The sequence below is a fragment of the Desulforapulum autotrophicum HRM2 genome (assembly GCF_000020365.1).
GTDB lineage: Bacteria > Desulfobacterota > Desulfobacteria > Desulfobacterales > Desulfobacteraceae > Desulforapulum > Desulforapulum autotrophicum.
The window spans coordinates 3,084,243-3,107,160 of sequence record NC_012108.1 but is presented as its reverse complement, the minus strand read 5'-3'; the positions used below and the strand labels follow the sequence as shown (position 1 = coordinate 3,107,160).

24 protein-coding genes are annotated in these 22,918 nt (G+C 47.8%); 10 read left to right on the top strand and 14 right to left on the bottom strand.

Annotation, left to right across the window (positions count from 1 at the left end):
- Position 1 precedes the first annotated feature (1 nt).
- Genes dprA through HRM2_RS13470 form a run of 7 tightly spaced genes read right to left on the bottom strand, consistent with a single transcriptional unit; the run spans position 2 to position 7,186 of the window.
- Positions 2–1,120, bottom strand: a complete 1,119-nt coding sequence (gene dprA, locus HRM2_RS13500) for a DNA-processing protein DprA (protein WP_015904581.1) — start codon at positions 1,118–1,120, stop codon at positions 2–4.
- An 11-nt stretch (positions 1,121–1,131) separates the two neighbouring features.
- A complete protein-coding gene (gene ybgF / locus HRM2_RS25300) occupies positions 1,132–1,827 on the bottom strand; it encodes a tol-pal system protein YbgF (RefSeq protein WP_015904580.1) in 696 nt (231 codons plus the stop codon).
- Entirely contained in the window at positions 1,827–2,861 is a 1,035-nt protein-coding gene (gene secF, locus HRM2_RS13490; RefSeq protein WP_015904579.1) for a protein translocase subunit SecF, read from the bottom strand. Before secF ends, ybgF begins: the two co-directional genes overlap by 1 nt.
- Positions 2,862–2,878: 17 nt before the next feature.
- A complete protein-coding gene (secD, locus tag HRM2_RS13485) occupies positions 2,879–4,456 on the bottom strand; it encodes a protein translocase subunit SecD (protein WP_015904578.1) in 1,578 nt (525 codons plus the stop codon).
- Positions 4,457–4,479: 23 nt separating this feature from the next.
- A complete protein-coding gene (gene yajC / locus HRM2_RS13480; protein ID WP_015904577.1) occupies positions 4,480–4,827 on the bottom strand; it encodes a preprotein translocase subunit YajC in 348 nt (115 codons plus the stop codon).
- A gap of 11 nt (positions 4,828–4,838) precedes the next feature.
- A complete protein-coding gene (locus tag HRM2_RS13475) occupies positions 4,839–5,663 on the bottom strand; it encodes a hypothetical protein (RefSeq protein WP_015904576.1) in 825 nt (274 codons plus the stop codon).
- A 59-nt stretch (positions 5,664–5,722) separates the two neighbouring features.
- Entirely contained in the window at positions 5,723–7,186 is a 1,464-nt protein-coding gene (locus HRM2_RS13470; RefSeq protein ID WP_015904575.1) for an Rne/Rng family ribonuclease, read from the bottom strand.
- Between the two features lie 312 nt (positions 7,187–7,498).
- On the opposite strand from HRM2_RS13470, the gene leuS reads away from it, so the two are divergent.
- On the top strand, positions 7,499–10,090 hold the full coding sequence (gene leuS / locus HRM2_RS13465) for a leucine--tRNA ligase (protein WP_015904574.1): 2,592 nt from the start codon (positions 7,499–7,501) through the stop codon (positions 10,088–10,090).
- Between the two features lie 2 nt (positions 10,091–10,092).
- Positions 10,093–10,608, top strand: coding sequence for an LPS assembly lipoprotein LptE (lptE, locus tag HRM2_RS13460; protein WP_015904573.1), 516 nt, complete (start codon positions 10,093–10,095; stop codon positions 10,606–10,608).
- Between the two features lie 90 nt (positions 10,609–10,698).
- On the opposite strand, the gene rpsT is transcribed toward lptE, so the two are convergent.
- Positions 10,699–10,950 carry a 30S ribosomal protein S20 gene (gene rpsT / locus HRM2_RS13455; RefSeq protein WP_015904572.1) on the bottom strand — a complete coding sequence of 84 codons (252 nt, stop codon included), beginning with the start codon at positions 10,948–10,950 and terminating at the stop codon, positions 10,699–10,701.
- 104 nt (positions 10,951–11,054) lie between these two features.
- Here rpsT and murJ point away from each other — a divergent pair, with 104 nt between their 5' ends.
- From murJ to HRM2_RS13430, 5 genes are read left to right on the top strand one after another with little or no spacing between them, the layout of a single operon-like run.
- Positions 11,055–12,626: a murein biosynthesis integral membrane protein MurJ gene (murJ, locus tag HRM2_RS13450; RefSeq protein ID WP_015904571.1), complete on the top strand. Its 1,572-nt coding sequence runs from the start codon at positions 11,055–11,057 to the stop codon at positions 12,624–12,626.
- The gene (locus tag HRM2_RS13445; protein ID WP_015904570.1) at positions 12,626–12,916 is read left to right on the top strand and encodes an FtsB family cell division protein; all 291 of its coding nucleotides are present in this window, start codon (positions 12,626–12,628) and stop codon (positions 12,914–12,916) included. The genes murJ and HRM2_RS13445 overlap by 1 nt, the downstream gene beginning before the upstream one ends.
- 12 nt (positions 12,917–12,928) lie before the next feature.
- On the top strand, positions 12,929–13,192 hold the full coding sequence (locus HRM2_RS13440; protein ID WP_015904569.1) for a hypothetical protein: 264 nt from the start codon (positions 12,929–12,931) through the stop codon (positions 13,190–13,192).
- Positions 13,189–13,692, top strand: a complete 504-nt coding sequence (locus tag HRM2_RS25295) for a rhodanese-like domain-containing protein (RefSeq protein ID WP_187149250.1) — start codon at positions 13,189–13,191, stop codon at positions 13,690–13,692. Before HRM2_RS13440 ends, HRM2_RS25295 begins: the two co-directional genes overlap by 4 nt.
- The gene (locus HRM2_RS13430) at positions 13,679–14,125 is read left to right on the top strand and encodes a MauE/DoxX family redox-associated membrane protein (protein ID WP_015904567.1); all 447 of its coding nucleotides are present in this window, start codon (positions 13,679–13,681) and stop codon (positions 14,123–14,125) included. The genes HRM2_RS25295 and HRM2_RS13430 overlap by 14 nt, the downstream gene beginning before the upstream one ends.
- Before the next feature lie 118 nt (positions 14,126–14,243).
- Here the strand turns inward: HRM2_RS13430 and HRM2_RS13425 are convergent, their stop codons facing one another.
- Both HRM2_RS13425 and HRM2_RS13420 read right to left on the bottom strand, forming a co-directional pair.
- Entirely contained in the window at positions 14,244–14,570 is a 327-nt protein-coding gene (locus HRM2_RS13425; protein ID WP_015904566.1) for an integration host factor subunit alpha, read from the bottom strand.
- Positions 14,571–14,671: 101 nt separating this feature from the next.
- Positions 14,672–16,369 (bottom strand): acyl-CoA dehydrogenase family protein, encoded by a 1,698-nt coding sequence (locus tag HRM2_RS13420; RefSeq protein ID WP_015904565.1) that lies wholly within the window; start codon positions 16,367–16,369, stop codon positions 14,672–14,674.
- A gap of 290 nt (positions 16,370–16,659) precedes the next feature.
- Between HRM2_RS13420 and purB the strand changes: the two genes are divergently transcribed.
- Both purB and HRM2_RS13410 read left to right on the top strand, forming a co-directional pair.
- Positions 16,660–18,027: an adenylosuccinate lyase gene (purB, locus tag HRM2_RS13415; RefSeq protein WP_148214625.1), complete on the top strand. Its 1,368-nt coding sequence runs from the start codon at positions 16,660–16,662 to the stop codon at positions 18,025–18,027.
- Positions 18,028–18,033: 6 nt separating this feature from the next.
- The gene (locus HRM2_RS13410; RefSeq protein ID WP_015904563.1) at positions 18,034–19,584 is read left to right on the top strand and encodes a DUF3369 domain-containing protein; all 1,551 of its coding nucleotides are present in this window, start codon (positions 18,034–18,036) and stop codon (positions 19,582–19,584) included.
- Between the two features lie 20 nt (positions 19,585–19,604).
- On the opposite strand, the gene HRM2_RS13405 is transcribed toward HRM2_RS13410, so the two are convergent.
- A complete protein-coding gene (locus HRM2_RS13405; RefSeq protein ID WP_015904562.1) occupies positions 19,605–20,282 on the bottom strand; it encodes a DUF3334 family protein in 678 nt (225 codons plus the stop codon).
- A 275-nt stretch (positions 20,283–20,557) separates the two neighbouring features.
- Here HRM2_RS13405 and amrA point away from each other — a divergent pair, with 275 nt between their 5' ends.
- Positions 20,558–21,199 (top strand): AmmeMemoRadiSam system protein A, encoded by a 642-nt coding sequence (gene amrA, locus HRM2_RS13400; RefSeq protein ID WP_015904561.1) that lies wholly within the window; start codon positions 20,558–20,560, stop codon positions 21,197–21,199.
- Positions 21,200–21,207: 8 nt separating this feature from the next.
- Here amrA and HRM2_RS13395 read toward each other — a convergent pair whose 3' ends face one another.
- The 3 genes from HRM2_RS13395 to aroQ are packed head-to-tail and all read right to left on the bottom strand — an operon-like array spanning position 21,208 to position 22,918.
- Positions 21,208–21,669, bottom strand: a complete 462-nt coding sequence (locus tag HRM2_RS13395; RefSeq protein WP_015904560.1) for a CBS domain-containing protein — start codon at positions 21,667–21,669, stop codon at positions 21,208–21,210.
- A gap of 38 nt (positions 21,670–21,707) precedes the next feature.
- Positions 21,708–22,466 carry a futalosine hydrolase gene (mqnB, locus tag HRM2_RS13390; RefSeq protein WP_015904559.1) on the bottom strand — a complete coding sequence of 253 codons (759 nt, stop codon included), beginning with the start codon at positions 22,464–22,466 and terminating at the stop codon, positions 21,708–21,710.
- Positions 22,463–22,918 (bottom strand): type II 3-dehydroquinate dehydratase, encoded by a 456-nt coding sequence (aroQ, locus tag HRM2_RS13385; RefSeq protein ID WP_015904558.1) that lies wholly within the window; start codon positions 22,916–22,918, stop codon positions 22,463–22,465. Before aroQ ends, mqnB begins: the two co-directional genes overlap by 4 nt.

Below are 22,918 nucleotides of genomic sequence, written 5' to 3'. Positions count from 1 at the left end.
GTTACTCCTCTTTGATGGAAAACAGCTTGCCTGGAAGCTGTCTGACCATGCCTTTTAGTTCCAGATCCAGGAGTGCAGCAGATATGCTTGCAATGTCAAGATCTGTTTTTTCAACAATTTTATCGATGTGCAGCGGATAGGGCTCAAGAATGGTCACAATGGCCAGTTCAACCCTGGTGAGTTCTTTTTTGTTTTCATTTTTGCCCCTTGGTTTGGTCAATGGGTCAAGGGGTTCGGTATGGACCATGTGGTGCAGTTCCTGGATGACGTCCCTGTGGGTCTCAACAAGGGTTGCACCCGCGCGTATCAGGGCGTGGGTGCCATGGCTTCGATGGGAATTGATGCTTCCAGGAACGGCAAACACCTCCCTTGAAAAGTCTGCAGCAAGCCTTGCCGTAATCAATGATCCACTCTTGTTGGCAGCTTCCACAACAATGGTTCCTGTTGATATTCCGGCAATGAGCCTGTTTCTGATGGGAAAATTTCTGGGCTCGGGTCTGGTGTCTGGTGAAAATTCTGAAATAACAACTCCTGTTTGGCAGATTGCTTGAAAAAGCGATTGGTTCTCCCTGGGATAGATCCAGTTAAGGCCGCTTCCAAGGATGGCCATGGTTTTGCCCTTTGCGGCAAGTGCTCCATGGTGGGCAGCCGTGTCAATGCCCCTTGCCATGCCGCTCACCACCTGGAATCCCAGTACTGCAAGGTCATATCCAAGCCGGTAGGCTGATTCAAGTCCGTAGGCGGTTGCATTCCTTGATCCTACAATGGAAATGCAGGGCAGGTCCGCATTAAGTTCGCCCTGAAAGGTAAAAAAGGGCGGCGGGTCGGCAATTTCCCTTAACAGCGGCGGATAGGTCGGGTCGTTCATGGTCACGACCCGGATCTTTCCACGAAGGACGGTTGCAAGTGCAATTTCTGCCTTTTTTTTGACTGTGCAGTGGACGATGCCCGTGATGGCCTTTTGTGACATTCCCCGTATGGTTTTAAGCTCTGCTGCTTTTGCTGCAAGGATATTTTCCGGTGTTTTGAATCGATTGATAAGGCGCTTGTACAGATGATTGCCAATCCCGGGGATTGATTTTACGATAAACCAAGGCAGATAATTGTCATTTGTGATCATTGGCTTGCAGCTTACTGAAAGGCTTTAAGTTTTTGTTCTGCCTTTTCTCCGGCCGGTGTAAACGGGTATCCCCTTACCACAAGTTTGAGATAGTGGTGTGCCCTGTCCGCATCATCAAGGCTGAGATAGGCATAGGCTGTTTTTAGAAGTGCGTCAGGAACTTTTCCTCCCTTTGGGTAAAGCGTGACAACATCCTTGAACGTATTGATGGCCTCTTGAAAATTTCCCAGGGAGTAGTGGCACTCACCAAGCCAGTAAAGGGCGTTGTCTGCAAGTTCTGAATTGGGATATCTGGTCAAAAATTCCCTGAACAGCCGGGCTGCTTCGTGGAAATTTTCCTCAAGGACCAGGCTTCGGGCACTGTTGTATAAAAGAATGGGCTCCCCATACACGGGGTGGGGATTATTTTTTTGGGGAAATTCTATATCCCTGGGGGATGGCGTCACTGGCCGTTCATGGTCAGCGGTGCCGTGGTCCGGAGTATCAAGGGTTGTGATCCTGGGTTCAAGACGCTCAAGGGCCGAGAGTCGATGGTCAAGATTCTCAAGCTTGGACTGAATTTCTTCCAAATGCGTATTTGTATCGTCGGGCAACACCGTCTTGTGGGCCGCCGGCCCGACGGGCTTTGACTTCATTGTGCATGAGGCGAGCATCACTCCTGAAAACAGGAGTGATGCCGCAAGGAACGCTGTGGACTTATACCCCATCAGGCTCGTTTGCTCCATGCCAGAAGGATGGGGCTTGCAACAAATATGGACGAGTAGGTGCCGATGATTATCCCGACGATCATGGAGAAGGCAAAATCATGGATGATTTCTCCGCCAAGAAAGTAGAGGGAAAAGAGAACGATCAGGGTTGTCAGAGAGGTGAGTGTGGTTCGGCTCAGAGTTTCGTTGATGCTTCGGTTGATGATGGTTTCCAGGGGTACTTTGTGTAACTGTTTTGTGTTTTCCCGGATTCGGTCAAATACGATGATGGTATCGTTCAACGAGTACCCGATGATGGTCAGAAGGGCGGCAATAATGGACAATGAAAATTCAAGATTCAGAATTGAAAAAAGACCCACAGTAATGGTTACATCATGTATCAGTGCCACAATGGCACCCATGGCGTATTTGAGTTCAAGGACCCAGAACAGTACCAGGGTAACCGCAAGGGCAGCGGTTATGAGAACCACCATGTTGCTCCAGCTGAAGAGTGACAAAAAGTATACAGCTGTCATGAGAGCGCCTGCCATGACCCCCGAAAGCATCCACTTCATCTCAAATCTTCCCGAGATGTAGATGGTGATGAAGAGCAGGGAGTAGAACACGGCTAACAGGGCTTTTTTCCTGAGGTCCTTGCCCACCTGTGGACCAACCATCTCCACCCGTCGGATTTCAGGTGTCATGCCTGTGGATGCTTTCAGGGCATCTGATATGGACTGTGAAAATCCTTCACCTGTCATCGCAGGCATGCTTGTCCGGATGAGGAACTCGTTGTCATTTATTTCTCCGAAGTTCTGGACAGACGAGTTCTCAAGTCCTACCTGGCTGAGGCCGGTCCGAATATCCTTGGTGGACGGCAGGTCTGAAAATTTCACCTGAACAAGGGTGCCGCCTGAGAAGTCAATGCCGTAGTTAGGGCCATTGTGGATAATAAGGGACACGATGCTGATGGCTATCAGGGCAAAGGAGAAGATGAAGCCCACGCGCCTCCGGCCCGTAATGTTTAAATTAATGTCGTTGCTTATAAACTGCATTGAATTGCAAGCTCCTTTTAAATACTTAAGGTGGACACCTTTTTTCCAGATATGAAAAAATCAAAGCAACTCTTTGACAGCACAAGGGCTGTAAAAAGACTTGCAACAATGCCAAGGCCCAGGGTGACTGCAAATCCCTTGATCGGTCCTGTTCCAAACTGGAAGAGAACCACGGCAACGATAAGGGTGGTCACGTTGGCATCAAGCACCGTAAGGGTGGCCCTTTCAAAGCCAGCCTTGACTGAAGCCGCAGGTGTCTTTCCAGAAAAGAGCTCTTCCCTGATTCGTTCAAAAATGATGACGTTGGCGTCAACCGCCATTCCAATGGTCAGAATAATACCTGCAATTCCCGGAAGGGTCAGGGTGGCCTGGAATGCGGCAAGTCCCCCGCCTATGAGAATGATGTTCATGATAAGGGCAAAGTCTGCTATAAGGCCGGAGCCCTTGTAATAGATGGCCATGAAAATAATGACCAGGAGACCGCCGACAATCATGGAAACAATGCCCATGCGAATGGAGTCTGCCCCAAGGGTGGGTCCGACGGTGCGTTCTTCAAGGATTTTTACAGGGGCGGGCAGGGCACCGGCCCTGAGGGCAATGGCAAGATCTCTTGCCTCTTCAGTGGTGAAATTTCCCGTTATACGCGCCTTTCCCCCCGCAATCCTGTCCTGGATCACCGGGGCCGAATAAACGGTCTTGTCAAGGACGATTGCCAGACGTTTTTTGATGTTTTCCCCTGTGATACGTTCAAAGAGTCTGGCCCCTTTTCGATCAAACTCGATGCCCACATAGGGCTCGTTGTACTGGGAATCAATCATCACCCGGGCGTCGGTCAGGGAACTGCCGTCAAGGAGTACCCGATTCTTGATGAGAAAGGGGGTCTTTATTGTCTGGCCGGTCTGGGGATTTGTCTTCACCTGGTAAAGGATACTGTCTCCCGGAGGTGGCGTGCCCTTGAGGGCTGATGCCACATCACCCGTTTCATCAACAAGCTGGAAGTTGAGCCTTGCAGTTCTACCGATGAGATCCTTTGCCCGCTGGGTATCTGTGACGCCTGGGAGTTGTACCAGGATTCGGTTTTCACCCTGGATTCTGATGTCAGGCTCGCTTACGCCAAATTCGTCAATTCGGTTTCTGATGGTCTCAAGGGCCTGCTCAGTGGCCATCTTACGGATGGATTCCTGCTCCTTGTCCGGCAGTTTCAGGACCATGGTGGTCGCCTCTCCCTGCTTTTGTGTGGAGTTGATCATCAGGGTATTAAAATTTTCGGAAAGGATCTTGTTGAAGCCGTCAATGTTCTCCTTACCCGAAAGGACCGCCGTGATGGTGTTGCCGGCATTCAATGAAATGCCACTGTGCTTGACATCCCCGTCCCGCAGTTCTTTTTTCAGTTCGTGAATAGTTCGTTCAAGGGTCGTTTCAACGGCTTTTTCGCTTTGAACTTCAAGAACAAGGTTCATTCCGCCCTGGAGGTCAAGGCCCAGGTTGATCTTCTTGTGGGGCCAGCAGTCCGGACAGACGGTGGGAAGAAGATATACCAGTGCTATAGCCAGTATTGACGTGATCAGGGTTCCTCTCCATGTAAGTATCTTCAATCTGATTGCTCCTGGAATTTGGTTTATTTATCTGTTTTTTTATCTTTTTTACGGGGGGTTGACCCTTGCAGTGCCGTTCCCACATTGCCTCGATTAATCTTGATCTTAACGTTGTCCGAGATCTCAAGGTTGATGGTGGTCTCATCAAGGGAGACGATGGTGCCGTGTATGCCACCCGAGGTGATGACCCTGTCCCCTTTTTTAAGGCTGTTGATCATGTTCTGGTGCTCTTTGGCTTTTTTCTGCTGGGGTCTGATGAGCAGAAAATAGAAAATTACGAACATGAGTATCAGGGGTACAAACGCTGTAAATCCACCTGCCTGACCACCCTGTGCTCCTGACTGTCCCATTGCAAATGCTGTATTTATCAAAAAAAACCTCCTTAGTTCATAGCCTTTTTATCGGGCTGTTGTGCGGGAATCCAGATGGCCTCGCCATCGAACCGGATTCGATCCACATTGTCATAGTCTATCTCTTGTAAAAGAGAAAATACTTCTGTCATGTTATAAACAACAATTTTGCTCAGGGGTTCCAGAAGGTTGATGTCCTTTGCAACGTCCTCATCAAGGATGTTGTAAATGGTTACAATGGTTTCTGAAAATTTGAGTAGCTTTCCTATGCCTGAGCTGAGCCCACCGTTCCTTGGTTCATCTGCCTTGTTTGAGATGGGTACTCCCCGAGCTTTGTAGTAATCCTGAAGAATTCCAAAGTGGATATTCCAGATGTTGTCTCCCTTCCGGACAACATGGATGCCGTATTCGGAAGTCGACTCAGGAACAACTGCTCCAGATGCCTCTATGGTCTCCCCAACGACCCGGTTCTTTGTGAGGAGACTCTTTTTGAGAATGTCCTTCATGTATACGATGGTTCTGCCGACCTTGAAGGCTTCGTCTGACCCCACAATCATATCAAGGCTCTTGCCAATGCCAAGCTCCTGTTTTCTCCTGTCCATCATCCGTGTGAGTTCGTTTGCCTTTTCAAGTTTGGAGAAGTCAATTTCCGGGAGTTGTTCAATGGTGCCACTTACCACTGAAGGACCATTCCCCGATTGAACGGGGCTTGGGGTAACCTGTGTTGCCATGGTTGACTCTTTTTTCTCCGGCATTAGTCTGTCCCCGACCCAGAGCATCAGTCCGAGAACTGCAAATAAAGCAATAATCAAGACGTAAAACCATTTTGCCCTGTTTCTTTTCAGTGCTCGAGGCATGACTCCTCCTTGATAAATCAGGTCGCGACTGTTTCAGATACACAAAACTGAAATGTATGTCAAGCGTCACATACGATTCTACTCTCCCCTAAAAGCAAAGAATCATCACTTTCAATCACCAGGGTGACGTTGCGTTTTGCCTCAATATTTACGAGTTCTTCCCTTTTTTTGTTGAGAAGGTAAGAGGCCACTTTTTCAGGCACCAATGCCTTTACCGTTTTATTCTCTGCCTTTATGGTTTCAAGGCTTAGTTTTCTTAACAAGGCATGGCCCAGGGTTTCAGTGTTGGGTACAAGGCCCCTTCCCTTGCAGTGCTTACAGGTTTCAAAACTGCCAAAGGTGATGGCCGATCTGATCTTTTGCCGGGACATCTCAACCAGACCAAAGGCTGATATTCCGCCAACCTTGGTCTTGGCCTTGTCGGATTTTAAAAATCTTTTCAGGGTTTTGGTGACCTCAGCCTTGTGTTTTTTTTCTTTCATGTCGATGAAGTCAATTACAATTAAACCGCCCATATCCCGGAGTCTCAACTGTCTCGCCACCTCTTCGGCTGCCTCGATATTGGTGTGAAAGGCAGTCTGTTCAATGTTTTTTCGTCCGGTGGATTTTCCTGAATTGACATCAATTGCGACAAGTGCCTCGGTCTGGTCGATCACAATGGCACCGCCTGACTTTAGCAGGGCCTTTGTTTCAAAAATCGATGCAATCTGTTCTTCGATCTGGTATTTAGTGAAGATCGGTTTCTCACCTTTGTACGGTTTGACGATCTTTTCTTGTTTTGGGGCAATGACTTTCATGAAGTCCTTTACCTCTTTATATACGTCTGGATCATCAATGAGAATTTCTGTTATATCTGCGGTAAAGTAGTCCCTGAGGGATCGAACGGCAAGGTTTTGTTCTTTGTAAAGCAGAGAGGGTGTGGGCTCATTAACCGCCTTTTTGTTGATTTCCTTCCAGGCCCGCATGAGGTAGCGGGTGTCGTTGGTCAACATGGTCTTTGTGGCATCCAGGCCGGCTGTTCTCACGATAAGTCCGAACCCTTCGGGGAGTTTTAATTTCTCGGTGATCTCCTTGAGACGTCTTCGTTCTGCCTCATCATCGATCTGTCTTGAAACCCCGCGGGTGGAGCTTCCCGGCATGAACACAGACAGTCGTCCGGGCAGGGATATGAAGGTGGTGAGCATTGCACCTTTGTGCATGATCGGGTCCTTGGTGACCTGAACAATGAGCTCCTGCCCCTTTTTGACAAGTTTGGAAAAGCTTCTGTCTCCAGAGTCATTGTCCAGAAAATAGTCGCTGTGGATTTCCTGCTTTTGCAAAAAACCATTTTTTTCCGTACCGTAATCGACAAAAACCGCCTGAAGACTTGGCTCTACACGGGTGATGACCCCCTTGTAAATATTGCCCTGGGTCACTTTCCTGGCGGCTGTCTCAATATGAAATCCTTCCAGTTTATTGTCTTTGATTTGAACGATTCTGCACTCGTCAGAATCCAGGGCGTTGATAAGTATCTTGGTTGTCATTAAGTGTGCCTTTGGCCTCCTCCTGTTATCTATATTTAATTCAGGATTAATTAATTCAGGATTAATCAGGGTTATTGATTTTTTTTATAACTCTTTAAACTATTCGATCAGTCGTCTCAAGTCAATTTATTTTATCTTGTCAGGGAATGAGCAGTCTTGCTATTTAACGAAGATTGTGCCATTTATGAATTTTTTCAGCATACAGGGCTCAATTTTAAATTTTGCTCTAGATGAATATTTAGATTGGAGATTGGACATACGGGGACAGGGTGTGAACCCCCTTCCCGATTACGCGGAGGTGATCAAAGGATTATGGAGGAGCGATACAACCCGGAAAAAGTTGAGCCGCTTTGGCAGGCGTATTGGAATCAGCACCAGACCTTTAAGGCAACTGAAGATGGGTCAAAGCCGAAATATTATCTGCTGGAGATGTTTCCCTATCCTTCGGGAAAAATTCATATGGGGCATGTCAGAAACTATACCATCGGAGATGTGGTTGTCCGTTACAAACGCATGAAGGGGTTTAATGTGCTTCACCCCATGGGGTGGGACGCCTTTGGTATGCCCGCTGAAAATGCCGCCATTGACAACAACACCCATCCTGCTGCCTGGACCTATGAAAACATTCGAACCATGCGTCGGCAGCTCAAACGAATGGGGTTTTCCTACGACTGGGACCGGGAGATTGCCACCTGCCGGCCTGAATATTACCGTTGGGAGCAGTGGTTGTTCTTGAAAATGCTGGACAAGGACATGGTCTACCGGAAAGAGTCCTATGTCAACTGGTGCGATCACTGCCAGACGGTGCTTGCCAATGAGCAGGTGGAGCAGGATATGTGCTGGCGGTGCGGTAAACCTGTGCAGCAGAAAAAGCTGTGGCAGTGGTTCTTCAGGATTACCGACTTTGCCGAGGATCTGCTGGTTCATTGCGACAAGCTTCCGGGCTGGCCCGACAATGTCACCTTGATGCAGAAGAACTGGATCGGCAAGAGCCAGGGATCTGAGATCCGATTTCCCATCCAGGGAATAGATGAGAATATTCCCGTCTTTACAACCCGCCCGGACACCCTTTTTGGGTCAACCTTCATGTGTCTTGCGCCGGAACATCCCCTTGTGGAAACCCTGTCAAGGGGGACGGATCAGGCTGCGGCCGTAACTGAATTCACCACAAGAGTGCTCAATCAGGAGCGTTCGTCAATCGCCCTTGAAAAGTATGAAAAAGAGGGCGTTTTTACCGGGGCCTGGTGTATTAATCCTGTAACCCGTGAAAAAATGCCCATCTATACGGCTAATTTTGCCCTGATGGAGTATGGAACGGGAGCGGTCATGTCTGTTCCGGCCCATGATCAGCGTGATTTTGATTTTGCTCGAAAGTATGGGCTTCCCATCAAGGTTGTGATCCAACCCCCGGGTGAACCCCTTGACCCTGCCACCATGATTGAGGCCTATACAGGCCAGGGAACCCTTGCCGATTCAGGAGAATTTTCCGGGCTTGGTAACCTTGAGGCCATGGGTGCCATTACCCGCTGGCTTGAAAATAAGGGGTTGGGTAAAACCACGGTGAGTTTCCGTCTGAGGGATTGGGGAATCTCCCGCCAGCGCTATTGGGGTACGCCGATTCCGGTCATCCATTGCCCGGATTGCGGTATTGTTCCGGTCAAGGAAGAAACCCTTCCGGTGGTTCTTCCCGAGGATGCGGCCCTTCTTGACAATGGCGGCTCTCCCCTGGCTACCCTTGATGGGTTTGCACGGGTGAACTGTCCTGTGTGCAACAGAGCCGATGCAAGGCGTGAAACAGACACCATGGACACCTTTGTCGAGTCCTCCTGGTACTTTGCAAGATATTGCAGTCCACGGTATGATAAGGGCATGTTTGACCCTGCTGCCGTTGCCTACTGGATGCCTGTGGATCAGTATATCGGCGGGGTAGAACATGCCATACTCCACCTTCTCTACTCGCGCTATTTCATGCGTGTGCTCAACACCCTGGGATTGATCGATTTTAAGGAACCCTTTGAGCGGCTTCTCACCCAGGGAATGGTCTGTAAGGAGACTTTGACCTGTCCCGAGCATGGCTTTATTTATCCTGACGATGCAGAAACGGTCAATGATAAGGTCATTTGCAAACGGTGCAATTCTGATGTTGAAGTGGGCCGGGTCATCAAGATGTCCAAGTCAAAGAAAAACGTAATTGATCCCAATGCACTGCTTGATCAATACGGTGCAGATATCACGAGACTTTTCTGCCTCTTTGCTGCGCCTCCTGAAAAAGACCTTGAGTGGAACGACGACGGGGTGGAAGGATGCAATCGATTCATTAACCGTGTGTGGCGGCTTGCGGATCGCTGTAAATCCACCTACATAGACCTTTTACCCTATTCAGGTGTTGTTGCAGACCTTAAAGGGGAGCCCAAAAAACTCTTTATCAAGGCTAATCAGACCATTAAAAAAGTAACCGATGATATTGAGGAAAGTTTTCATTTCAATACGGCCATTTCTGCTGTCATGGAACTTGTCAACGCCATGTACTCAGCTGATCTTGATCCAGATCAGACAGATATGGGTGAGGTTGCTCTTTTTTGTATAGAGAACATTGTCCTGCTTCTTTCTCCCATTGTTCCCCATTTTTGTGAAGAACTCTGGTCTATCCTGGGACATGGACCGTCCATCGTTGATCAACCCTGGCCTGATTATCAAAAGGATGCACTTTTAACCGATGAAATCCTTATTGTGGTGCAGGTGAACGGCAAATTGCGATCGAAGTTTTCTGTTGATGCGGCTGTGTCCGATGACTTTATTCGTAAAGCAGCCCTTGCCGATGAACAGGTTGAGAAATACATCAAAGGCAAAACCATTAAAAAGGTGATTGTTGTGAAGAAAAAACTTGTAAACATCGTGGTATAAAGATGATGAACGATAGGTTTGTGATTAGGGGCCTTCTGGCACTGGTTTTTATTCTTTCAGGTTGCGGCTATACCCTTTCAAACGGCGGGACTCTCCCGGGTAAGGTTACACGGGTTGCCGTGACCATGTTTGAGAACCAAAGTTTTGAAAGCGGCGCAGAAACAACATTTACCTCCTCCCTGATGAAAGAACTCCTTCAAAAGAGCAGCGCCATGGTTGTTGAAAGAAATGGGGCGGATGCAGTCATCACTGGAACCATCCGGTCCATAACCATTGCTGCCTTTACCCGGACAGCAGATGATGAGGTCGTGGAACGTCAGGTGAGTGCTGTGATTGATCTTGATATGGTTGACGCCAACGGAGAGACACTTTGGTCTGTGCACAATTTTTCAGCAAAAGAGGTCTTTACGGTAACAAGTTTCAATCTCCTGGATGAGGCGGCCAAGGCAGAGGCCATTGAACGAATAGCCACCAGGGTTTCAGAACGAATCGTTGACCAGATGAGGGATGGGTTTTAAGAACGGTTGAAATAGAAACAGGATTTGTCATGTGAGGAGCTTTGACAAATCCTGTTTTTGCAAAAACTTTTATGGAAGCTTAAAGGTCGCTTAGCCCAGGCTTTTGGTGAGCCTTGAAATTTTACGTGCGGCAGTGTTCTGGTGAATAACACCTTTTTTTGCTGCTTTTGCGATCAGGGATTTTGCAGAGTTAAGAAGATCGGTTGCATTGTCAGTGCCTGCCTCTTTTGCCGTTCTGACCTTTTTCACTGCGGTGTTCATTGAGGATCTAGTAGATTTGTTTCTAAGGCGTCTTGCTTCGCTCTGCTTTGCACGTTTTGCTGCTGATTTGTGGTTAGCCAACTTTGATATGCTCCTTGTTTTGATTTGTATTATGTGTTGATTTGGAATTGATATAATTAAATTATTATATTAGTTCATATTTATGACTTTTGTCAAGGGGAAAAATGGATTCAGTCGTGCCGAAAAAAACGTCTCAGCTGTTAAAAAAAACCGGCGTTGTCGGAGGGCTTACCCTGGTGAGCCGCATGCTTGGATTTGTCCGGGATGCCTTTATTGCATGGCTTCTGGGGGTTGGCCCGGGAAGTGACGCTTTTTTTCTTGCCTTTAGAATACCGGATCTTTTGCGGAAGTTCTTTTCAGACGGGATGCTGACCCTTTCGTTTGTTCCGGTTTTTACCACCTGCTTGATTGAAGATGGACCCAAACGGGCCTTTGCCATGGCCCGGGCCTGTTTTTTATCTGTCTCAACAGCAGGTGTACTGCTGGTTGTTGCCGGTATTGTTGCTGCGCCCATGGTTGTCAGGGTTATTGCTCCTGGCTTTTCCCCGGATTCTTATACCTATGATCTGGCTGTTCAACTGATAAGGGTTATGATGCCTTATATTGCCATTGTTGCACTTCTGGCCGTGTCCATGGGGGTTCTCAATGCCATGGGAGAGTTTGCCGCTCCCGGGGCTGGGCCAATTGTGTTCAACCTGTCGATCATCCTGTCTGCTTTTTTTCTTTGTTCTCGGTTTTCATCTGCAACCCTGGCTCTTGCCCTGGGAGTGGTCCTTGGAGGCCTTTTTCAATTTCTCTTGCAGGTTCCCTTTCTGCTGAAGAAGGGGTTTAAATTCTTTGAAAGAACCGCTTTCCATCATCCAGGAATGTCTGAGACCGGACGAAGGCTGCTTCCCTCCCTTGTGGGAGCTGCCGGATTTCAAATAAACCTGTTTGTAGCGACCATTTTGGCTTCAACACTCTCCAGTGGAAGTATCTCTTTTCTCTACTATGCGGAACGCCTTGTGCAATTTCCCATGGCGCTTTTTGCAGTTTCAATTTCTACTGTCCTTTTGCCTGAACTGTCCATGGAAAAAGTTCAGGGTCCCGCTGCCGTTGTATCGGGTGTTTTTGCAAGGGCGGTTAAGGCGGTCTGCTGTGTTACCCTGCCTGCCATGTTTGGACTTGCGGCCCTGAGGGTGCCTGTGGTCTCTCTTCTCTTTGAGCGGGGAGCCTTTGACCGTTTGTGTGTTGAGGAGACTGCCTCGGCACTTCTTTTTTTCATCCTGGGTCTTTGGGCTTTTTCAGGAAATCGTATTTTTGTTACCCTGTTCCATGCGCGGTCAGATGTTGCAACACCGTTTTGGGCCAGTGTTAAAGGTATTGGGTTTAACCTGCTGGCCGGCTTGCTGTTTGGTCAGGTTCTGGGATACAGGGGGATAGCCCTAAGTGTGTCGGCTGCTGCTGCCCTGAACTTTTTTTTTCTCGTGCCCGGGGTGTGGTCGTCCATGGATCGTTTAATGAAGAAAAATATTGGCATTTGGACTTGCAAATCCCTTTTTGCCTCTGTTATAATGTATGGTTCAGTCACCTATGGGGTTTCATTCATTCCGGATGGAATTTCCAAGGCCGCACTTCTGGTGAGGGTTGCCGGGATGTTGATTCTGGGGGTGGTTGTTTATACGGGAACATTTGTTTTGACTTTCAAAAAAGGCCTTGGACAACTGGCACAAGAATTGGATAACCGGGCGGATTAATGCAGAAAACTATTTTTCAGCGACTGTTGCTTTTCTCGACCATCATTGTCATGGTGGTGATTCTTTTCATGATCGTCTACAGTGAAAACGGGTTTAACGACTGGTGTCACCTCAACCGGGAAATCATTGATATCCAGAGTGAAAATAAAAAGCTTGACCTTGCAAACAGGGAACTTGCAAGAACCATCGAACGGCTCAAGACCGATATGGGGTATATTGAGCATGTGGCACGCCATGAGCTTGGCATGACCGGCAAGAATGAAATTGTATTCAGGTTTAAGGAAAAATAGGGGGCAAAGCCATTGGCTGACAGGGAAATCTATACGTTAGAACTGGGTCTCGTCCATGAGGCCCAGGGGCATTATAAAAAGGCAACGGCCCATTTTTCAGGGGCACTTAAGAATGATCCCGGCAACCAGATATTGATTTCAGCCCTTGATCGGGTGGCTTCCCGACACAAGGACTCAGCTGATTTATCAGCCCTTTCAGGGCTTGTTGAACAATGGGTTTCCCTTGTCCTTTTAAGCCAGAGGCTGGCAATTCTTGGTCGCAACCTGGACGCATGATGGTAACCCGGCATGACATCAAAGGCATTGTTATTCTTCTCATGATTTCCCTTTGTTCAGCCTTTGCCTTTAATTTCTGGTCAAATGAAGGTATTGCGTTTTTGGGTCAATGGGATAAGAGCCGCGGGGTTGTTTTTCCAAAGGAAAAAAATACGGTTGTGGATAGCCACCGGGAGATCAATAACCTTGACACAATGGCAAGGTTTGTGAAAGATCGGGCATGTACCATTGTGGATGTTCGCACAAAGGTCCAGTTTGATCAGGGGCATCTGCCTGGTGCGGTTTCAGTGCCCATGGCAGACTATGATCAAATGATCGGAGATTTTTTTGTCAATTATCCCCCTGGCCTCTGCCTTATTGTCTATTGTTCCGGGCGCGAGTGTCATGACAGCCATCGTTTTGCCGACCGGCTGGAGACATTGGGATACACCGATCTCAGGGTGTTTTCAGGTGGGTTTCCCGAGTGGGAACAGGGAGGATTGACCGTTGAAACACGATAAAAAACAGATGCTGACCCTGGGACTGAGGCTTCTCCTGGGCATCACCTTTGTCATCGCTGCTATTAATAAAATTGGTGATCCAGGACGGTTTGCCACCATCATTTACGGATATTACCTTTTTCCTGGCTGGATCATCAACCTTGCTGCAATTGTGCTGCCCTTTGTTGAGTTGTTTTCCGGAATGGCCCTTGTCGTGGGTGTTTTTCCAAGATCTGCTGTGATAATTATCAATACATTGTTATTTGTTTTTATTCTGGCCATTGCCACTAATCTTCTGCGTGGCCATCAGTTTGACTGCGGCTGTTTTTCCCTTGCTGAAACCACTTCTTTCTCGGCTGCATCCTGGCTCCTTGTCAGGGATATGGGGCTTTTTGTGTGCGGGATTTACCTTTTGCTGCAATTGCCCTTGAAAAAGACCGGTTTTGCCGGCTGAATTCTTCTGATCGACAGCAATAACCCTTCCTTTAAAAAAGGACAGCCACACAGACCCTAAATAATTCCAGGGTCCGTGTGGCTGGTAAGATCAATGTGATTCCAGTGCCTGCCAGGGTTTATGCAGGTCTCTTTTTCTTCATGGTTGATCCTTGTTTTTGTTCGGAGGTGTTGATCAGATTTCGAAGTTTTCCAGAACACTTGAAGGTTATCACCCGACGTGCCGGAAGTATCATCTCTTCGCTGGTTGCGGGATTCCTTCCTTTCCTGGCTTTTTTTTCATTGACGCAGAATTTGCCAAAACCGCTGATCATGACATCTTCTCCCTGCTCCAGGGTCTCTTTTATGATTTCAAGGAAATCCTCCATGATATCGTAGGAAGTGTTTCTTGAAATATCTAGAGCCTTTTGAAATCTCTCTGTTATCTCTGTTTTTGTTAATGCCATATGTACCGTCTCCTGAAACAAATAGGCTTATTGATGCCTGTGTAAAAATCATGCAAAGATACTTTAGAAACCGATTGTTTGTCAAGCAAATTGAATGGGTTTTACAGATTCATGGCATATCTGTTGCTCATGGCAAGTACATGGGTTTCCCAGACACGGGTGAATCTTTCCAGGTCTTTTTTTGGTTTTTTGATCATGGCAAGGCTCATTTTCATCTGGCCTTGTGTGCTGCTTTCCTTGGAGTAGAGCTGAAGGGCGTATTTGGAAAAATCACGGACCATGAAGTCAAAGATCTGGTCGATGACATCATCTGCAACCTTTCTTAACTGTGCATTTTCAATGATGAGTTGTCCGTAAACCACCAGGGCAAAGAGTTCTCCCATAATCAGCAGAAAATCAATGTCCTTTGTCTGGCTTTTTTCAGGGGGGGTCGTCACAAGAAAGGATTTAAGGGCATTTATCTGTTCCTTGAACACTGCAATGTTGGGAAGGTCAAGGCTTGTGTAAGCTGCTTCAAAGTCGTGGAACAAGGTTTTTGAGAGTCCGTGGGTGGTGCCTTGGTTAAAGAGGAAGTCATCATTGCCCGGCTGATCCATGGTGGGAACATCAGGCATGTCGGCAGGGGCAAAAAAATAGTTTGCCATGAATTTGACGATGAGTGCCATATTTACATGGACTGTTCCCTCAAGTTTGGGAAGTCCCCTTATTTCAATGGCAGCCATTGTAAAGTAGGTGTCTTTTTCAAACCCCTTGGCGGCAATCACGTCCCAGAGAAGGTTGATTACCTCCTCTCCCTGGGTGGTCACTTTCATCTTGGTCAGTGGGTTGTAGAGAAGATACCTTCTGTCATCCTTTGAGGCGGTTCGCATGTAGTCTGCGTTTCTCCTTGCAAAGAGTTTCATGGCAAAGAGCCTTGACCAGGCATCAGTCATGAGATGTTTTACATGGGGAAAGTCTGTAACATGTTTGCCGTAAAGTGACCGCTCTGAGGCGTGGGTGATGGCTTCAAAAAAGGCGTGGGTGCAGATGCCGATGGCCGCCCACCCCAGGTTGTACTTGCCCACATTGATGGTGTTAAGGGCCGAATCCCAGGCATGGTCCCCCTTTGAAAGAATGTCAGCCTCGGTTACGGGATAGGCACTGAGGCCGAATTCCGCCACATAGGACTGGTTGCTCACCACATTTTTAACCAGATCATAGTTTGCATGGGTGGGATTTGCTGTAAAAAAAACATATTCGTCCGTGTCTGAATCCTTTGCAAATATCGACACAAGGCCAGCCTTGTTGGCGTTGCCGATATAGTATTTGCCGCCATCGGCCATGTAGGTGCCTTCTCCCATTGGGGTCAGGGTCATTTCGCTCGAATAAAGGTCTGCGCCGTGTTCTTTTTCAGAAAGTCCAAAGGCAAAGATATCCCCATCTTCAAGCCGCTGGGCGGTTTCTCGTTTTTTTTCCTCGTTTTTCCCCATCCAGATGGGTCCAAGGCCAAGAATGGTCACCTGCCAGGTATACCAGTAGGGAAGGCCGTAAAATCCAAGAATTTCATTAAAGTCGCAGATTCTGGCCGTGTCCCACCGGCAGTCTTTCTTTCCATACCCTTCCGGGGTGAGAAGCCTTGCAAAGATTCGTTCGTTTTTGATAAATTCTATAAAATCCCCATACCACACCTTGGCGTGGTAATCTTCTGTGAGTTTTGTCTTTCCCTTTGCCTCAAAAAAGGCGATGGTTTTTTTCATTATATCCTGGGATTCCTGATCCAGGTGTTTAAAGCTTTCCTCTTTGGGATTTAGAAGTCTCAATTTATCCTCCGTCCAAAAAAAAGGTTAACAGTAAAAAACGTTGTTTAATCAGCTAGAACCACCATTCTATTGTTGTGGCGGATTGTCAAGCTTTTTGTGGTGAAAATCATCGTTTTTTGACCCCATAGGCCCACAAAGCTTAGCTGGGGGTCGTTTTTGTTAAATGGTTTTAGATAATTTTCCTTGGATGGAAAAGAATTGACAGTTCAGGCATCTTCCATTAAAAGTATGATGATTGAATTTTACGTTTTTTTATTAATTATGTGCAGGTGGTGTACAAGGAGATAACAGTGGGTATCAAGGATCTTTCTGTTCTTGATGGCAGATACAAGGCGTTGACGGTAGAACTTGGTGAAATTTTTTCCGAATTCGGACTGATTCAGCACAGGGTATATGTCGAGATTGAATGGCTGAAGTTTATTTTAAAGGATCTTGCCCTGGTCAAGGTTGATCCCTTTCTTTTGGAAAAGCTTGACCGGTTTACCATTGATTTTACCGAGGCAGATGCGGCAGTTGTTAAGAAGATTGAACGAACAACCAACCACGATGTCAAGGCTGTTGAATATTTTGTCAAGGAACGTCTTGAATCGGCGGGACTTTCACCCCTTAAGGAATGGGTCCATTTTGCCTGTACCTCCGATGATATCAATAATATTTCCTATGCCCTGATGCTCAAAAAGGGAAAAAAAGTCGTAGCGGATTTTTTGGAAACATTGCTTAAGGCCCTTGAGGAGACGGGACTTAAACACAAAAGTGTTCCCATGATGGGCAGGACCCATGGTCAACCTGCAACCCCGACGACGGTGGGCAAAGAATTCATCAATTTTGCCTGGCGCATCCGGCATGAACTTTTCATCCTGCAGGGTGCAACGGTCCAGGCCAAGATCAATGGTGCAACGGGTAATTACAATGCCCATTATTTTGTCTATCCTGAGATCGACTGGATATCGGCCGGGGAACGGTTTCTTGGACAGTCCCTTGGTCTTGAACCGTTGTTGTTTACAACCCAGATCAACCCCAATGCTTCCCTTTCCTTTATTCTCCATTCACTGGTTCGATCCGCCGCTATTATCATTGATTTTGACAGGGATATGTGGGGTTACATCTCCCTTGGTTATTTCCGGCAGCAGCTCAAAGCGGGGGAGACAGGATCTTCAACCATGCCCCATAAGGTCAATCCCATTGATTTTGAAAACAGTGAGGGAAACATGGGCCTTGCCATTGCCATGATGGATCACCTTGCCGTGAAGCTCCAGAAGTCAAGATTCCAGAGGGACCTGAGTGACAGCACGGTTTTGAGAAGCCTTGGATCTGCCCTGGGGTACTATGTCATCGGGGTCAAGAATGCCCTCAAGGGTATGGGCAAGATAGCCGTTGATCCCTCGGCCATGGTTCGTGATCTTGAGGCCAATCCAGAACTTCTGGCTGAACCCTTTCAAACGGCCATGAGGGTTTTTGGTGAAGAGAATCCCTACGAACGGTTAAAGGATCTCACCCGGGGAAAGCGAATCGGACGTCGGGAACTCGACGGTTTTGTCGATGGGCTTGAAAAGGTGCCGGAGGACTTTAGATTGCGGATGAAAGCCCTTAGCGTACCCCAATACACCGGGCTTGCAGAACACCTGGTTGATCTTTATTTTCAACGTGAAAAAAATTAGCTGAACATGGCAGCTGACAATGAAATGGTTTTGTTTGCCGACGAGGATATTTGTTTGCCGGGCAGCGGTCGTATCCCAGGAAAATCCTGGAAAATTCTTGTTGCCGATGATGAACCCGATGTCCATGAGATCACCCGGATTGCCCTGGCAAGTTATCAGTTTGACGGATGCAAGGTCGAGCTCCTTGCTGCCTATTCTGGAGCGGATGTCAAAGAGATTCTTGCCAGGGAGAACGATGTTGCTCTGATATTGCTCGATGTTGTCATGGAACGGGAAAACACAGGGCTTGCCCTTGTTCAGTATATTCGAGAAGAGCTCAACAACGACTTGATCCGCATTGTCATAAGGACAGGTCAGCCGGGAAAAGCTCCCGAGCATGAGGTGATCACCCGGTATGACATAAATGACTATACGGCCAAAACAGAATTGACCGCGCAAAAGCTTTTTACTGCGGTTACCGCTTCCCTCAGGGCCTATGCGAGTCTTAAAACCATTGAAGCAAACCGCCAGGGGCTTGAACGGATCATCCATTCCAACGCGAGTCTGTTTGAGTCAAGGTCCCTGTCTCAATTTGCCACGGGTGTGCTGGATGAGCTTAAGGGTATTCTTAAATTAAATTTAAGTACCGCCTGTTGCCAGACCAGCCTCTACGCCGCGACAACGGGTGGACAGGACATTATTGTCCTTGCCGCCAGGGGTGATTTCAAAGACAAGGAAGGGTTGCCCATCCAGGCGGTTTTTTCTCCGGAACTCATGGCTCGGTTTCAAAGGGTTTGGGATGGGGAAGAAAATCTGTTTGCAGGGGATGAATACCTGGGAGGGGTGCAGACAAAGGAGGGGGCCCGCTGCCTTCTTTATTTTGACGGATGCAGCACGCTTTCCACGGTGGAGCAGAATCTTGTGAGAATATACACCACCAATGTGGGCATCGGGTTTGATAATCTGAGCCTGACCCGGGAAATCGTTGAAACCCAGAAGGAGGTGATTTACACCCTTGGCGAGATTGTTGAAACACGATCCAAGGAGACAGCCAACCATGTGATCCGGGTTGCAGAGTTCTGTTATTTGCTTGCCCAGAAATATGGGATTGACCCCACCTGTGCCGAAAGGCTGAAGCTTGCGTCACCCATGCACGATATTGGAAAAATTGGCATTCCAGAAACGATTCTGCACAAACCAGGTCGTTTGACAAAAGAAGAGTTTGAAATCATCAAGACCCATGCAGAGACCGGGTACTACATTCTGAAAAATTCCAAACGGCAGATCTTGCAGACTGCAGCCATTGTTGCGTGGCAGCACCATGAAAAATGGGATGGTTCAGGCTATCCCCAGGGCCTTTCCCGGGAGGATATTCATATTTACGGAAGGATCACAGCCGTTGCCGATGTCTTTGATGCTTTGAGCCATAAACGCTGTTACAAGGATGCCTGGTCCATGGACAGGATCATGGAACTGTTCAAAAAGGAGTCGGGCAAACATTTTGATCCAGCGCTGATGGATATCTTTCTGGCTGAGAAGGAACGGTTCGTTGAAATAAATGAGCGTTTTCCCGAGTGACTATGGGTGAAGCCAGCGTTTTATAATCCCATTTTTTTGATAAACGCCTCATCCACCTCTCCCTTGGTTGACTTTTCCTCCTCCTGGTGCCGGCGTTTGGCTTCCATGAAGATTTCTTCAACATCCTCCTCTTCCTCCTTTTCATAGGGGAACAAAAGTTCAAATTCGGTGTCTTCAATTCCGAGTTCCAGAAAAAAAGGACGGTGCTTTTCTGTTTCAAAGGAAACACGTCGATATTGGGGATCATCGATCTGGGTATCAATGGAGATGGATATGTCCTTGCTGATTACAAGCATTTTGGGCTGGTTCTGTTTGATGGTCACGTGGAGTTCATTTCTCAGTTCCGTCTGAAAGTGACCCATGACCTGGTTCATCAGTTCCCCAAGGACATTGGCCACGTCATCCGAGGTGTGGAGAATGGAGAGTTCATCCTCGGGCATTCCCATGTGGATCATGTAGCTTCTGTAAATATCAAGGGCCGCCTTTTTGGAGAAATTCATGACAAGGAGCCCTGAAATTCCGCCTTCAAAGATGGTAAAGCAACCGATGTCCGGCTTTAGGCAGGTTCGTTTTATTTTTTGGACAAACGGTGAAAAGGATATCTCCTGTGCCGAGGCTTTTTGCAATACTTTTTGAACCGTTTTGCAAAGGATCAGGAGGATATCGTCCGTTGATTTGGTTGATTTATCAATTACCATGGCCAACTCCTTGAATTGTTCTTCTTGTGAAATTTTATACCATGATTCATATAGGGCGGCGGGTCTGATGTCAAGCACCTTGGAATGACGGTGGAATTTTTTATTCTGGTTTAATTGACTTATTTTGACTATTTCGCTACCTTTAGCATGATTTACGGCAAAGGAGAACCAATGGGGAAAAACGTAAATTCCGTTGGGGTTTGCTGAAGATCCCTTTTGGATCTATTCCAAAATGACAAAGGTGGATATGGAATATTTTGCAAGGTGGTAATCCTATGGATAAAAACAGAGACATGGGTTTCAGGTATTCTGAAAAACAGGGAAAGATTCTTGCCCTCCTTGCCCGGATCACCATTGGTAAACGCCTGGGCATTGGTTTTGAAAAGGCCGGGCTGGAAAAAGTCGGGTTAGACAGGGTTGGACTGGACCGTATAAGGCCAGCGGATTTTGAACTGCAGTTGAAGTTGCCGGTCTTTGACCGGAAGCAGGGGGTTTTTGTTACACTTCACCTTGACGGACAGCTCAGGGGGTGCATGGGCAGTCTGGAGTCCGATGAGTCGGTCAGAAAAGGGGTGGAACGTAACGCTGTGAATGCGGCTTTTAACGATCCAAGGTTTTCTGCCCTTACGGTGGCTGAGTTTGCCCGTGTGGATGTGGAGGTGAGCGTTCTTTCAAGACCTGAACCTTTATTCCCGCAAACGCCTGAAGCGATTGCTCTAGAGCTTGTTCCGGCAAGGGACGGGGTGGTCATTCAAAAGGGGACGGCCAGGGCTACATTTTTACCCCAGGTGTGGGAACAGCTTCCCGAGGTGTCTGATTTCCTCTCCCATCTGTGCATTAAGGCGGGTCTTGCCCCTGATGAGTGGACAAGACCCGGTCTTGAATTCAGCACTTACCAGGTTCAGCATTTTTCATGAGATTGGGTTCAACCCTTTTTTTCGTTTGCCAGGGTTTTTAGCACATCTTCTTTTCCGATGATTCCCACAAGTTTGTTTTGATCCACAACAGGAATGGTGTGGAAGTGTTTTTCAACCATGAGTGCCGCCACCTGGGTGATTGACGTTTTAGGACCCACTGTGATGGGGTTGTGAACCATGGCCTGTTCAACCGTGGTAGCGGCAATTTTCTGAAATTCTTTTTCAAACCGCTTGGAGGATGACAGGGGGATGATACCGTCCAGAAAGGTCAGGATCGGCGGTAGGGAAACCTGCTTTTGCTGGAAAATAAGATCGCTCTGGCAGAGAATTCCCTTGAGGTCTCCATTTTCATCGACAACCGGTACGCCGTTAATATGGTTTGAGAGCAGAATCTCAACGGCCTTTGCTATTTCCCAGTCTGCCTGAACAACAATTAACTCACGTGTCATAATATCTTCGGCTTTGATCATATTGTCTCCTTGGTTCAATTTGGAACAGGGTGTAAAAACTATACCGGAACAGGGTGTAAAGTACAATCTTTAAGAAATAGATAGAGTGCACGGGATGCGCGTTGGGTGGCAAGGTCAATTTGCCAGAGTTGTTTGTCTCGATTGCCAACCCTGTTTGAACCTGCCCTTATCTCCATGAAATCGACATTGTAAAGGGTTGCCACCTGGGCCGATGCTGCCCCTTCCATGGATTCCATGCACGGTTGAAATGTGGCGTAGAGCCTGTTTGCTGTGGTGTCGCTGGCCGTGACCGTGGATACGGTGATAAAACCTGCCTTGACGATGGTTAACTCAGTTTTGGAAAAACCTTGTTTTAAAATTTCCAATCCATGGCTGGCAAGTTCCTGATTGACAGAGAATTTTCCCTGGCGGCTTTCGGGTTGGCCGTCCACAAGATCAAAGGGCAGGGGAAAAAATCTGTGGGTGGACAGGGGGTTTTCAACCCCCGTGGGAACGTAGGTTTCTGAATCTGCAACGCCAACGTCCCCCGGCTCAAGACCTGCCTGGTCAAACACACCTGCAATGCCTGTCTGAATGACCAGTGTCGGTTTAAAGGCCTCCATGGCCCCTGTCAGGGCCTGGGCTGTATTGACAACGCCGGGTCCTGTGATGACGACCGTGGCCTGTTGTCCTGCAACGCTGAGCTCAATGATGGCCCTTCCCACAGGGGAGAAGGTTTCTTGTATGATCCCGCAATGTTCAAGAAAGGGGGCAATTTCCATCCGGGTTGCCACAAGTATAACAATCCTCTGATTCATCCCATCAGCTCTTTCAAAGCCCCCAGGGCGAGCCTGTAGCCCAGGGAGCCAAGGCCCGTTATCTGGGCTGTGACCACATCCGATACCATGGACTGGTGTCGAAATGCTTCCCTTTTGTAGATATTGGAGAGGTGAACCTCAATCACAGGGCAGTGAAGCAGAAGCAGGGCATCTTTGATGGCAACGCTTGTATGGGTATAGGCTGCTGGGTTGATGATGACTCCGTCGATTTTTTGTTCAAAGGCCTGGTGTATGGCGGTCACGATGGCACCTTCAGAATTGGACTGAAAGTCGGTGACCTCAATGCCAAGCTGGCAGCCAAGGGCTTTCAGGGCCTGATTGATGGTGTCAAGGGTTTCAACCCCATAGGTCTCAGGCTCCCGCTGGCCGAGCATGTTAAGGTTTGGTCCGTGGATGACAACGATGCTGTATCTTTTGCTGTCTGGGGTCAT